Annotated in this window: 9 protein-coding genes; 5 read left to right on the top strand and 4 right to left on the bottom strand. The window is 67.4% G+C overall.

Going from position 1 to position 13,056, the window contains the following annotated elements; translation table 11 throughout:
• The first annotated feature begins 119 nt into the window (after positions 1–119).
• Together WMF44_RS10825 and WMF44_RS10820 are read left to right on the top strand one after the other, a co-directional pair.
• A complete protein-coding gene (locus tag WMF44_RS10825; protein ID WP_437299044.1) occupies positions 120–4,628 on the top strand; it encodes a HipA N-terminal domain-containing protein in 4,509 nt (1,502 codons plus the stop codon).
• A 4-nt stretch (positions 4,629–4,632) separates the two neighbouring features.
• Complete coding sequence (locus WMF44_RS10820; protein WP_437299043.1) at positions 4,633–5,565, top strand: type II toxin-antitoxin system HipA family toxin; 933 nt, start codon at positions 4,633–4,635, stop codon at positions 5,563–5,565.
• Between the two features lie 434 nt (positions 5,566–5,999).
• Here WMF44_RS10820 and WMF44_RS10815 read toward each other — a convergent pair whose 3' ends face one another.
• Complete coding sequence (locus WMF44_RS10815) at positions 6,000–6,617, bottom strand: SAM-dependent methyltransferase (RefSeq protein ID WP_044968202.1); 618 nt, start codon at positions 6,615–6,617, stop codon at positions 6,000–6,002.
• A 69-nt stretch (positions 6,618–6,686) separates the two neighbouring features.
• The gene (gene rplC / locus WMF44_RS10810) at positions 6,687–7,385 is read right to left on the bottom strand and encodes a 50S ribosomal protein L3 (RefSeq protein ID WP_437299042.1); all 699 of its coding nucleotides are present in this window, start codon (positions 7,383–7,385) and stop codon (positions 6,687–6,689) included.
• 364 nt (positions 7,386–7,749) lie between these two features.
• Here rplC and WMF44_RS10805 point away from each other — a divergent pair, with 364 nt between their 5' ends.
• Positions 7,750–8,259: a hypothetical protein gene (locus WMF44_RS10805; RefSeq protein ID WP_437299041.1), complete on the top strand. Its 510-nt coding sequence runs from the start codon at positions 7,750–7,752 to the stop codon at positions 8,257–8,259.
• 36 nt (positions 8,260–8,295) lie between these two features.
• On the opposite strand, the gene WMF44_RS10800 is transcribed toward WMF44_RS10805, so the two are convergent.
• Both WMF44_RS10800 and WMF44_RS10795 read right to left on the bottom strand, forming a co-directional pair.
• On the bottom strand, positions 8,296–8,694 hold the full coding sequence (locus WMF44_RS10800) for a cupredoxin domain-containing protein (RefSeq protein WP_437299040.1): 399 nt from the start codon (positions 8,692–8,694) through the stop codon (positions 8,296–8,298).
• A gap of 130 nt (positions 8,695–8,824) precedes the next feature.
• Complete coding sequence (locus WMF44_RS10795) at positions 8,825–9,571, bottom strand: Bax inhibitor-1/YccA family protein (protein WP_437299039.1); 747 nt, start codon at positions 9,569–9,571, stop codon at positions 8,825–8,827.
• Between the two features lie 801 nt (positions 9,572–10,372).
• Here WMF44_RS10795 and WMF44_RS10790 point away from each other — a divergent pair.
• Positions 10,373–11,494, top strand: coding sequence for a DUF4419 domain-containing protein (locus tag WMF44_RS10790; RefSeq protein WP_437299038.1), 1,122 nt, complete (start codon positions 10,373–10,375; stop codon positions 11,492–11,494).
• A 276-nt stretch (positions 11,495–11,770) separates the two neighbouring features.
• Positions 11,771–13,024: a hypothetical protein gene (locus WMF44_RS10785; protein WP_437299037.1), complete on the top strand. Its 1,254-nt coding sequence runs from the start codon at positions 11,771–11,773 to the stop codon at positions 13,022–13,024.
• Positions 13,025–13,056 lie beyond the last annotated feature (32 nt).

Here is a 13,056-nt window from a genome sequence, read left to right as displayed (position 1 = left end):
TGGCCTGCGCTGGCGGGCAGCTGCGCGCGTGACCCGCCGCGCGCCGAGGTAGGGCTCGCCCGCCGGCCAGGCGAGCGAGAGGAGTCGTGGTACGCTCGCGGCCTGGAGGCTAGCGGAGCGTGGTCCATCGGAAGCCTGTCACCCTGCTGCACCTGTCGGATCTGCAGTTCGGCCCGCACCATCGCTTCGAAGGGCCGAGCTCGCCCGGCAGTCTTCTCCAGCGCCTTCGCGACGACCTCGATCGGCTGCGGGAGGAGGACGGGACGCGTCCGGATCTCGTTCTCCTCACCGGCGACCTCACCGAATACGGCATGAAGTCGCAGTTCGATCAGCTCCTCTCGTTCGCCCACGGGCTGACCGAGGTCACGGAGCTACCGCCGCGCCGGGTCGTCGTCGTGCCCGGAAACCACGACGTCAACTGGAAGCTCTGCGAGGCGTACTTCGCCGAGCGCGCGGGCAACGAGGAGCGGCCGTTGCTCCCGTACTGGCCGAAGCTGCGGCCTTACGCGGAGTTTTTCGCCCGCTTCTACGAGGGGCAGACGGGGATCCAGTTCACCGAGGCGGAGCCGTGGACCCTGTTCGAGTACCCCGACCTCCGGGTGGTGGTCGCCGGCGTGAACTCGGCGATCGCCGAGAGCCATCGGCCCGAGGACCACTACGGCTTCGTCGGCGAACAGCAGCTCCGGTTCTTCGCGGGCAAGCTGCGGCCGTACAAGGAGCAGGGGTTCCTCAGGATCGCGGCGATGCATCACGATCCGCTTCACCCGGGCGAGGTCGAAGCCGCGAAGCAGGACGCGAAGGACCTGAAGGGGATGCTCCGGCCCTACCTGAACCTCGTGGTGCACGGGCACCTCCACGAGGAGCAGCTGGGGTGGCTCGACAACGACGTGCCGGTCCTCGGGATCGGCAGCGCGGGCGTGAAGGTACCGGAGCGGCCGCCGGAGGTGCCGAATCAATACCAGATCGTGCAGGTCTACCCGGATCGGCTGGCGTATGGCACGCGAGCCTATGTCCCTGACCAGAAGCGGTGGATCGGGTGCTTGAGATCCGACCCGGAGGGGCGCGCGTGGCGGGTCGAGAAAAGGGTGGGGTTCGAGCGGGTCGCGGCAACGTTTTCGGGTGGTGTTGAAGCCGCCGTGGCGCCACTCGCTGATCTCGCGCAGATGGTCGATGCGTACCGCCGCCACTGGGCGAACGCGTACCGGCGGGAGGCGCTGTTCGACCTGGCGACGATGGGCGAGGACGCGGACATCCCGGCGGGACTCGATCTGCTGCACGTCTTTCTCCCCCAGACCGCGCGGCGCGAGCCGCCGCAGCTGGTTCTGCCGCGCGATCTGGGCGGCGACTTGCTCGAGGAAGAGAGCCTCGTCGGCGTCCCGCGACGGCCTCGCTCAGAGGATGCGATGGCTCGCATCGCCCTCACCGGTCCACCACGCCCGATCGATCAGGTCGTGACCTCGCCGGGAGAACCCTGGGTCCTGCTCTTGGGCGCGCCAGGGGCGGGCAAGAGCGCGCTCACGCGCTGGCTCGTCCTCAGGCTCTCTGCTCCAGGCGAGTCACTCGGCGACCTGCCCGCCGACCGCGTACCGGTGCGCATTGAGCTCCGCCGGTTTGATCTTCATTACCGTTCGTGTCGGCAGGCGGGCCGCTCGTGCGACTTCTTCGATTACCTCGACGAGGTCCATCGGGAACGCAACCTCTCGCTCCGCGGAGAACCGTTGCGTCGGCTCGCAGATGCAGGGCGCCTCCTGTGGCTCTTCGATGGGCTCGACGAGGTGGCTGACCCGCACGCCCGGCGGGACTACGCCGCCATGATCGTGGGTTTGCGTGACCGCTACACGGGGCGGGGCGTAGTGACGAGCCGGATCGTCGGCGCTCGCCCGGCACAGCCGCTCTTCCAGCAAGCCGGATTTGTGACCTACACGCTGCGCGAATTCGATGCGCAGCAGATCGATGCCTTCCTGGAGCGCTGGCATGGCCTCGCCTTCCCCAGCGCGCCCGAGGCCGCGGCGCGGAGGCTGGAGCGCCTTCGCCAGACGCTCAAGGAGAGCAGGCCCGTGCGCGAGCTGTGCAGCAATCCTCTGCTGCTCACGCTCATCGCGCTGCTCAACCGCGGCGCGGAGCTGCCCCGGCAGCGGCACCGGCTCTACGAGCGCGCCGTCGACCTCATGGCCGAGCAGTGGGAAGCGAACAAGCTCCTGGCCGCAGCCGGCGCGGTCCAGTTCGATCTGGCCAGCAAGAAGCGATTCTTGCGGAAGCTCGCCTTCCTAATGATGACGGAGCTCACGGGCGGCAGCGGCAACGCCGTCCGGCAGCGGGACCTGATCGCCTTCGCGGCATCCTTCTGCGCCGAGGCATACGGGATCAGAGCCGAGGAGGCGCAGGCGAGGGCCGAGCAGCTCATTCAGCACCTGCGGGAGAGGAACTACATCCTCGCCTTGATCGGCGGGCAGACATTCGGGTTCGTGCACAAGACGTTCCTGGAATACCTCGCCGCGGAGGAGATCCATGCTCGGTTTCGGACCCATGAATGGGGGCTCGACGAGGTCAAGGCCGTCTTCAGGAAGAACTGGCAAGACCAGACGTGGGAGGAAACGTTGACCCTGATCTGCGGAATGATCGAGGAGGAGCGCCCGCAGCAGGTGATCGAGCTGCTGCAGTCCGTGCTAGAGGACGTGGATCCCTTTGAAGAATATAGAATATTCCACTTCGCATCGTTCGCAATTCGATGCATGGCCGAGATCCGCTTGCTCGATCAAGAGCCTGTTCGTTCTTTCGCGCGCAAGCTCACCGATTGCATTCTCGGCTATCACTTTACCCCCTGGTTTCCCACGAACGATCTCCCTTCGGCGCTCCGACTGCGCGGACCGGAATGGCCCGACACCGCACGCATCATCGCCGCCGCCATCGAAGCAAACCCGCACCCCAACGACCAGAACAATTTCTTTATACTGAATCAATGCGCATTTGCGGTTAGCACAAAACAAGAACGCGTCACACGACTAACAGAATTTGTCTTCAACCAGACAAACGAATCCCATTTAAGCAATGGAATCATGGAAGCAGGGCGCCTGGGAGAGTGGACACCCGCCGAGACATCATTACTGCGTGACGCCATAGAGAAGCTCAAAGAACCGACAAAGACCAAGGCGTGGATCGCGCTCCTCAACAGTGGCATGGCCTGGGCAGCAAGCCTCGTCGCCGCGGTTATGCGTGGCCACGAGGATCCGCGCTTGCGTTACTCTGCGGCGCTCGCGCTGCTACGTATTCCCGAGTGGCGAAGCGAAGCGGTGAGCACCGTGGTAGACGTGCTCCGCTCCGGGAGCGACCAAGTATCGAGCGAGAACTTCGAACTTTTGCTGGAGGCTGCGGAAGTGCCGCCCCTTCGCGAGCAAGTGCGTTCTTTACTCCACGTCGATAGCGATCGCGTGAGGGAGTGGGTCGCCCGAGAGATCGCTCTACATTGGCACGACGAGGAAGCCCTCTCGATTTGGATGGAAGCGTTTTTCAGCGAAGGAGACGAATCGTTATTCAAAGGCGTTGACATTACCACAGTAGAAAGACTAGCTCGCGAGCACACTACGGTGCAGCAAGCCCTGTCGCGCGCGCTGGATGATCTCACCAAGGTTAAGAGGCTCTACGCGAGGATAGTCATCGCGCAGTGGATGGCCACGCGCAACGATCCTCGTGGCATCGAAGTATTGCGCGAGATAGCGTTCTCCAAGTCGTTATTCGCTCAGCTCCGCCGGTCGGCAGCGGACGCTCTGCTCGATATCCATTCGGAACGCCGACTCGGCGTCGACGCACTCATTCTGCTCATCCGCGATGGAACAGGCTTCCAAGCAGAGCTTGCATTCTATAATCTATTCCAGCGCGCGCACAGTATACCGGAGGCACTCGCTGGACTCTGGCGTCTCATCGAGGGCGATTTCCGTGACAATCTCCGGCTGATGGCCTGTCAAATGCTGCCCTCTCCCGACGGCGGAGATAGAACCGAAGCCCTCCGTCATATTCGCCAGCTCGCTGCAACTTCGGACGATGAGGCCGTCCGCGTTCGCGCCGCCGCGTATCTCCGTGACAAGAGCCTTCCCGATGCCGAATGGCGCCCCGTCCTCGTCCGTCTCGCCCGGCACTCCAAGCGCGGCTCCACCCGCCTCCTCGCCGCGAAAGCGCTTCGCGACGAGGCGCGCATCGCTCGCCTCGCTGCTCGCTCCACGAGCAGCAAGGTCCGCAAAGATGCCGCCGCAGCTCTGGAGCAGCTCCGCATCTACCGCGCCCTCCTAGAGGTCGGCCGGCCCCGCCGCGGCATCGTCTCGCTCGACGGCACACGCGCCGGCGTCATCGAGGAGATCCCCGGCGGCTCCCGCTTCACCTACGACCGCGCCTACCTCGCCCGTCCCGACGCCATCCCCCTCTCCCCAACCCTCCCGCTCCGCCCCGAGCCCTACGAGAGCCGCGGCCTTCACCCCTTCTTCGAGAACCTTCTCCCCGAGGGCTGGCTCCTCGACCAGACCTGCCGCAAGCTCGGCCTTGACCGCACCGACGCCTTCGGCCTGATGCTCGCCACGTGCGCCGACTGTGCCGGCGCGGTGGAGATCGTACCGGACAAGCTCTCGGTGGCCGCGTAGCCGCATGAGCGTCTGCCTGATCTGCCTGGGCGAAAGCCCTCCCGACGACTCCGGAGGCCGCTACCACCGCGCCTGCCTGCGCCAGCTGTTCGGCGTCGAGGAGGCCCCGCGGATTGATCTGGATCTCCTCCACCTACCAGCCCGAATCCAACCCGAGATCGGCAAGATGTCGATCTCCGGCATGCAACGAAAAGCGCTCATGCGGCTGTCGAAGGACAGGAGCTGCCTCGAGGTCGCCGACAAGAGCAGCCGTTACATCCTCAAGCCGCAGCTCGAGCGGTACTCCCATGTGCCCGAGAACGAGCACGTGAGCATGCGGATCGCCGTCCTCGCCGGCGTGCGGGTGCCCCGCCTCGGCCTGTTCCACCTCGCGGACGGGAGCCTAGCGTACGTCATCAAGCGCTACGACCGCACCGGCGGCAAGGAGCCACGCAAGCTCCATCAGGAGGACTTCTGTCAGCTCGCTGGTCGACCGGCCCACGAGCGCGACAAGGGAACTGCGGCGGAGTGCGCGGGCATCGTGGCGCGGTACTGCGGTGAGCCCGAGGTCGAGTTGCGCCGGCTCTACCGGCACATGCTCGTCGCCTACTGGATCGGGAACGGCGACATGCATCTCAAGAACCTGTCTCTCCTGCGCGGAGCCGATGGCATCTATCGACTGGCGCCGGCCTATGACCTGATATGCACCTGGATCTACGGCGACAAGACGCTGTCGTTACCCCTCGGCATCCGCAACAAGGATCTGCGTCGCGATCACTGGCTCGACCTCGCCGAGCAGCACATGCGCCTCCCACGCGCCGATGCCTCGACGGTCATCGACGCGATGCTCGGCTGCACGAGCGAAGCGCTGGCCTTGCTGCAACGTTCGCCGATGCCGGAGGAGATGCGGAAGAGCTATGCGCGCCTTCTGAAGAAGCGAAGCCGCGCGCTCGCATGACGGCAGCGCATTCCACGCCCCGGAGCGCCTCTCATCGGGAAACGGTCGATCCATCGGCAGGCGTAGGCTCCCGCCGAGGGTATTCGCAGACAGCGCGGGAGACGGACCGCCGTTCGCATGGGGATAAATCAAGACAGCCGTAGGCCCCCGGAGAGGGTGTTCGTGGGGCGGCGTGGGGGACGGACCGTTGTTTGAGCCCAATTGACGTTCTATCTCCGGCGTGCTGTGCACGCCGGAGATAGAACGTCAATTGGGCGAGTTCGGTGGGGCCCCCGCGCCGCCCCACGAACACCCTCTCCGGGGGCCGGGCAGTCCAGCAAGACCTCCCCTCCTCTCCGCTCCGCTCCCCTCCGCCCATCTCCGGGGACCGCCCCTCCCGGCGACATCCCCCTTCCGCTTCCGCTCGCCCGGAGACGCCTCCGCGCTCCGCTCCCCTACCCCGTCTTCCCCGCCGCCTTCCGCTTCAGCCCCACCAGGAAGATCTCCACGCTGCTCGCCCGCGTCCCCTCGGGCCGGATGCTCCGGACCTCCTCGCAGAGGTTCCTCAGCGCGTCCCGGGCCTTCACGAAGTCCTCGCTCATGAAGATCTTCCCGACGAACGCCCCACCCGGCGCGAGCAGCGCCTCGGCCACGGCCACGGCGCGCATGAACAGCTCGTAGCTCCGCGCCTGATCGGCGATCTTGCTGCCGCTCGTCGCCGGCGCCATGTCCGACAGCACCACGTCGTACGGCGCGAACTGCGCGAGCGCCTCGTTCGTCAGCGACAGCGCGTCCCCCTGCACCACCGTCGCCTGCGGCCCGAACGCCGCCGTGATCGGCGACAGATCCACCGCGAGCAGCTTGCCCCCCGCGCCGATCCGCTGCGCCGCGTACATCGACCACGACCCCGGCGCGGCGCCCAGGTCGAGCACCCGCTGGCCGGGGCGGAGCAGCCGCACCCGGCGATCGATCTCCTCGAGCTTGAAGACGCTGCGCGCAGGATAGCCCTGCGCCTTCGCCGCCTTCGTGAAGGCGTCAGGGCGCTTGTACGGGTTCTTCGGCTTCTGCGACACGGAGGGACGCTCGGCGGGCACGACCGGCGGGGCGCTCGCTCATGGGAGCTGCCCCGCCGGCGGCCGGGATCAGCCGCCCTTCTTCTTGGTCGGCTGCTGCACCGGCACGATCCCCTTGCCGCCGCGCTTCTTCACGGCGCCGCGGATCGTCACCACCTGGTTCTTCGGACCGGGGACCGGACCCTCGATGAGGATCAGGTTGTCCTCGGGGAGGAGCTTCACGATCTTGAGGTTGAGCGCGCTCACCGTCTCGTCGCCGTAGTGGCCGGGCATCTTCAGGCCGGGCAGCGTGCGGCCGGGGGTCATGTTCGTACCGATCGAGCCGCCGTGGCGGAAGTACTCGTGCGTGCCGTGCGAGTTGACCGCGCCGGCGAAGCTCCACCGGCGGATGACGCCGCTGAAGCCGCGGCCGCGCGAGCGGCCCTGCGCGTCCACCCGCTGGCCCACCTCGAAGATCTCGTCGACCTTGAGCGTGCTCCCGATCTCGTACTTCGCCGCGTGCTCCGCGCTGCAGCGCAGCTCGCGCACGACCCGCTTCGGCGTCTGCCCCGACTTCTTGTACGCGCCGGCGACCGGCTTCGTCGTGTGCTTCTCCGCCCGCTCGCCGAGGCCGAGGATGAGGGCGCTGTAGCCGTCCTTCTCGAGCGTGCGCTTGCCGATGACGACGCAGCCCGCCTGCACGACCGTGCAGCGCAGGACCTCGCCCGTCTCGTTGAAGATCTGCGTCATGCCGATCTTCTTGCCGATGATGCCGGGATGCTGATTCATGATGGGATCGCCTTGCTCGCTCCGTCTGGGGTGGCTGAAACAGGCTCCGCGCGGCGCGCCGCGGGAGCGATCCCCTCGGCGCGCCTCGTCACGAGCCGGTTCGGAGCGAAGAACCGGGGCGGCTTCCCGCCGGGCACGTTGGGGGGCGCAGAGCTTACCCACGGAAGCCCCAAAGGGAAGCGAAAACCACCGCCACAACGGTAATACAGACCACATCAAACCGAGACGCATCGCATCACGTCGCTTCGCGTCACGTCGCGTCACGACCGCTCGGACATTGTCCTTCTGGGCGGACATTTCCTGTCTCTCCCTGGCATCGAAGTTCGGAGGAGCGGGCCTCACATTGGGCCGCCGGAGGTCAGGGATGACAGACATCATCGCTCACGGTGGGCCGCGCGGCGTCGAGCGCCTCATGGATCGTTACTGGTTCCTGCTGAGAGGCGAGGCCCACGGCGCCGGTGAGGACAGCGCGAGCGCGGCCCGGACCCGGGTGGTCCGCGACGGCGAGTTCATCGTGGTGAGCATCGAGGCGTCGGCGCTCGGGTGGCCCGAGGGGACGCTGCTCTTCAGGTTCCGATCCGAGGTGGCCCCGTGCGCCGAGTGCGTCGAGCGCGCGGCCGCGATCGCGCGCCACCGGACGCGCGGCATGCTCCGCTCGGGCGACGTGCGCGAGATGCTCGGCTTCGCCGTCGCCCGCTGCGCCGCCTCCGGCATCGACCTGGCCCACGCCGGCGCGCCCGCTCGAGGCGACGGGGCGCGCCGGGACGACGCGCCGGGCGGCGCGGGGGAGCCCGCCTCGGGAGGGCGCCGCGCGGCAGAGGACGCGGGCGGCGGCGCGAAGCGCTACGATGCCGAGCTCTGGCTCATGCTCTGACGGCGCGCGCGCGTCGCGACGGGCGCGGCCGCCGCGTCACGAGCCGACCACGTTGATGGTCGCCTTGACCATCGCCATCCAGCACTGAAGCACCATCTTCCCCTCCTTCTCCGGGGTGATGGCCACCTCGACCTGCGTGTTCAGCGGCAGGTCCTTCTCGATCTTCAGATCGGGAATCGCGATCGCCTTCAGACACTCGCTCTTCGTCGTCCGCGTGAAGCGCAGCACCACGGGCTCTCCCTTCTTCAGCTCGATCGTCGACGGGGAGAACCCGCTGTCGTTCACCGCGATGTCGACGCGCTTGACGTTCGCCGGCGCGGCGAGCTCGGCGGCCGCCACAACCGGCGCCTCCTCGGCGGGCTTGTTGCAACCGAGCGATGCGAGCGGTGCGAGCGATGAGAGGGCAAGCGCGGAGACGAGGAGCTGCAGGCTCATGGTCAGCGCGTTCTTACCCGGCCCAAATCGCGCGTCAAGCCGCCCTCCAGCCGTCCGCCCCGGGCGAGAGATCCAGGGGCGGTCGGGCGCAGACGGGCGCGCGCCGCGACGTGAACGCGACGCGGCCGGCTCAGACGTGGCGGCCCGAGAGGATCTGCAGGATCGACGAGAAGAGGTTGATGAAGTTGAGGTAGAGATCGAGCGCGCCGCCGACAGGGTCCTCTTCGTTCGAGTGGAGCAGGCGCGACGTGTTGTAAAGGACGTATCCCCCGAACACGAGGACGGACACGCTGGCGATCGCGAGGCCGAGGAGCGTGCTCCCGAGCAGGGCGTTCAGCAGCATCGCGCCGAGGACGACCATGGCGCCCATCACCAGCCCGCTGGCCATGAACGACAGGTCCTCCCTCGAGAGGAAGACCCCCAGCGTGAGGCTCCCGAACGTGAGGACCGTCAGGATGAAGGTGTCCCGCACCGGGGCCGACGACAGGGTGCCGCCGAGGCCCGCCGCCGCCTGGGCCATGTAAAGCGCAGGCGCCGTGGTGACGCCCAGGACGGCCGCCATCCCGAACAGCGCGAGGACGTTGACCCCGGGGATCTTGCGCACCGCCCGCGCGCCGAACATCACGCCGAACACGACGCCCATCGAGAGGATCGGGTGCTGCGCGAAGAGCGCGACGACCGGCGGCATCTCGCGCCCCAGCGTCCCCTCCTCCAGGTCCGGCGCCCCGATGTACAGCGCGCACATGGCGCCCAGGGACGAGACCACAAGGCTCGCCGTGAAGAGCCCGTACACCTTCTTGAGAAAGTCGATCCGCAGCGCCAGCTTCGGGCTGGCCGAGACGCTCGCCCCGAGGGGACTCGCCTGGCGTGAGTTCATCTGCTGCGCTCCTCCTTCAGGGCGTTTCGCCGCGGCTGCACGAGCGCCTAGTCGTGCACCATTCACCTCGGACATGCAACACCGCCATGCGAAGCCCTCGGGCATCTGCCGCCCGCAAAAAAAATCACGCCCCAGCGGCATCGCGCGCGCACGGCGGGGCCGGCGCGGCGTGAACCGGCGTGACCCGGCGTGAACGACGCGCCGGCATCGCGTAGCTTCCGGCGAAGAGCAGCCCGGATCCAGAGAAGATCCTCTCGATTCAGGCTAATTTAAGCCCACATCCAGAGAATCATCTCTGGACTCCGGCTAAATCCAGCCTGGATCTAGAGAAACAGCTCTCGGTTACGGCGAAGAGCAGCCCGGATCCAGAGAAAACGCTCGGTTTCGACGACAACCCGCGCGGCTGCGACGAAGGCGCGCTCGGTTGCAACGCCAGCAACGCCGGCAACGCTAGCGCCGAACGACAGCGCCGTCGACCTGGCTGCGGGCGCCGTGGGAAGGAGGAGAACGAGCTCCTGTCTTCTGAGGTCCGGAAGAACGACCTCTCACGCCTCCCAGCGGACCCGGAGCACGACCGATCACGACCCATCACCAATCGATGCCTCGGAACAGGCACCTTGCCGCGCCCCTGCGCTCACGCCGGGCAGCGGAAATGGGCCGCGCCCGGGCGCGCTCCGCCCCATGCAGGGACGCCGCGGTGGGCGCCTGCGCGCGGCCCGTTGTCGCGCGCCGCACGCTCGTGTACGAAGGATCGCGAAGCATCACGAGCGCGCCGCGCAGCCCCGGGGAGGACGAGGTTCCATGAACGTCACGACGATCGCCGTTGCCGACGTCGAGCCCGCGACGGCGCCGTTGCCGGGGTTCGACAGCGAAGCGGCGGTGCAGAGCCTGCTCGTCTCGAAGATCGAGGCCTCCTACCGCCACCGCCTGCCCCTCGTGGGACGCACGGACCTCCACCCGCTCGTCCAGGCCGCCTATACCGCCTTCACCCAGCGCTATCCCCTCGTGCTCTCGCCCGACGTGGTCTGGCTCTGCCTGGCGCGCGGCTTCACGTTCCACCTCGCCGCGAACGACGAGCAGCGGCGCCGCTTCCTCCCTGACGATCACGAGTTCTCGCTCGTCGTCGATCGCCCGGACTTCACCCTCGGCGAGGTGAACCCGTGGCCAGCTTTGTTTCCGGACTTTTCCAGGCAGGTTTCGGCGCGGGTCGGCTCGCTGCGGGACCTCGTGACCTCCAATTTCTCCACGACGGGGCCTGTCGAGCGGGTGTCGTCGGAGCTCACGGTCGCGACCCCGCTCGCGCCGCACTACGCGTGGGAGCCGCCGTTCCCGGGCGACATGGTGTTCCCGCAGCGCGGGATCCCGCGCGTGTACCTGCTCGGCACGTCCGACGACTGGCGCTGGGTGCGCCAGCGCGTGGCGATGCTCGGCTCCGTCGGGCAAGATCGGTGGACCCGCGCGCTCCTGCCCGTGCTCGACCAGATCGCCGCCTCGGCGGAGGGGCGTGCCGACACGATGTTCTGGCGCGCGTTCTTCAGGTACGAGAGCTCGGCCGACGAGCTGACCGGGTGGATCCACGTGCTGTTTCCGTACCTGCGCGCGTGGCCCAACGACTACTTCGCCCCGAATCCCTATTTCGAGAGCTGGCACGAGCGATGGCTGACGGCGGAGGCCCGGAGCGACGCGCTCGGGGGCCTCGGGAACCCGCAGGGACCGGGGCTCTCCGAGCTGCCGCCCGGCCTGACCAGCGCCCAGCTGCGCTTCATCGACGGGAGCAGGCGCGAGCACCCCATGGAGTTCATCAGCGGTCTCATCGGCGTGACGCAGGATCCGCACTCCCTCGCGCTGCTGCCGGAGTTCGTCTGGGCCATCGCGCACCAGGCCCCCGAGTCGGCCGCGCAGCGCCCCGCCGAGGCCTCGTGAGCCCCGCGGCCCCGTGAGCCGCGCGCTCCAGAGCGGTTTTCAGCTGAGCCTGGCACGAGCGTCGCGGAGCGGCGGTCACCCGCACAGGAGACGGGCCCAGATCGGCGTTTTCGGCGCGCAAGCGCACTCCCGTGCGCTGAGCACCGAAAACGCCGAGGTGGGCCCGTATCCGAAGCGGGTGACCGTCGCTCTGGACGGGCGGCGCACGCTGACATAGGATTGTGCGGTCCGCGACACGGCGACGCCTTGCGTCGTCCATCACGCTCGGAGGCTCCAGTGTCCGGAGGCAAGTTTGCGCTCCTCGAAGTACCGGATCTGAATGGTGGGGAACCGTCCTACCTGCGCCTCGGGGCCGCCGCGCCGCTCGGCGAGAGCGCGGGCGACGATCTCGCCGAGCGGATTCAGACGTTCACCGACGACGACCGCAAGCGGGACGGCTCGCCCAATTTCGTGCCTGTGGGCGAGCGAAAGGCCGAGACCGCGAAGCTGCACACGAAGGGCGGCTGGCGCGATCACACCGACGGCAACCGCATCTCGACCACCAAGGGCGACAAGGTCGAGGTGATCGGGGGGAACTACCGCCTGCTCATCCTCGGCCGCGGGGAGCACCAGGCGGGCTGGGACGTGTCGGGAGGGCACGTCACCGAGGTCAGCGAGACCTTCGGCGGCGGCACCACGATCGAGTGGGTGCAGAACTACGGCGGGACGTGGAAGGTCGTCGAGACGACCATCAAGGGCGAGGTGCGCACCCTCTACCACGGCGACGTCTACGACTATTACTTCGGGAAGATCAAGGAGAGCCAGACCGGCACGGACACGTTCCCCACGCTGAATGTCACCGACGATTTCATCGATGACAAGAATCCGCCCTCGCCCCAGGCGATCCCGACGGAGAACCCCACGATCGTCGACAGGACGTGGGCCAAGAGCATCGAGTCCTATACCGGCTCGGCGAAGCTGCCGGTGCCGTCGATCACGGACGAGACCTGGGCGGAAGTGATGGTGACGAAGACGAACGCCACCTCGATGACCGACGAGACGACCGTCAAGGAGGAGTCGAAATCCACCATGCGCGCCGCGTCGATCACGTCCTCCACCAAGGTCGACGGGACCATGGATGACCACACCGAGGCCGACGTCATCAAGAGTTATACGAAGGCGAGCAAGATCATCTCCGAGACCCACGCCGACACCGAGGACGATATGTACGGCGACGCGGACTCCTACACGAAGGGCGACAGCAAGACCGTCGTCGAGGGGATCGAGACGACGATCAACCTCGGCATGGTCAACGAGGTCGTCCTGGGGGGGATGATCGAGGCGACGCTCGGCGCGGAGGTGACCTTCACGGCCGGCGGCATCGTCGACGTGACCGTCGGGCTCAAGGCGGATTTCAGCCTGACCGGGACCATCGACGTCTCCGCCGGCCCCAGGCTCGAGATCAGCCCGGCGGGCGTGGAGCTCCACATGAGCAAGACGGAGATCGCGCTCGCCAACAAGATCGTCTCGGCGTTCAACCTCTTCGTTTGAGGGCGCGAGCACGACGCTCCACGCGCCACCGG

The sequence above is a fragment of the Sorangium sp. So ce426 genome, assembly GCF_051475585.1.
GTDB classification, from domain to species: Bacteria; Myxococcota_A; Polyangia; order Polyangiales; family Polyangiaceae; genus Sorangium; species Sorangium cellulosum_B.
This window is presented reverse-complemented; position numbering and strand designations above follow the sequence as displayed.

Excerpts from the sequence above, each read along its gene's own strand:
- WMF44_RS10800 (WP_437299040.1), bottom strand. The coding sequence starts at position 8,694 with ATGAGCCTGCAGCTCCTCGTCTCCGCGCTTGCCCTCTCATCGCTCGCA.
- WMF44_RS10795 (WP_437299039.1), bottom strand. The coding sequence starts at position 9,571 with ATGAACTCACGCCAGGCGAGTCCCCTCGGGGCGAGCGTCTCGGCCAGC.
- WMF44_RS10805 (WP_437299041.1), top strand. The coding sequence starts at position 7,750 with ATGACAGACATCATCGCTCACGGTGGGCCGCGCGGCGTCGAGCGCCTC.
- WMF44_RS10790 (WP_437299038.1), top strand. The coding sequence starts at position 10,373 with ATGAACGTCACGACGATCGCCGTTGCCGACGTCGAGCCCGCGACGGCG.
- rplC (WP_437299042.1), bottom strand. The coding sequence starts at position 7,385 with ATGAATCAGCATCCCGGCATCATCGGCAAGAAGATCGGCATGACGCAG.
- WMF44_RS10820 (WP_437299043.1), top strand. The coding sequence starts at position 4,633 with ATGAGCGTCTGCCTGATCTGCCTGGGCGAAAGCCCTCCCGACGACTCC.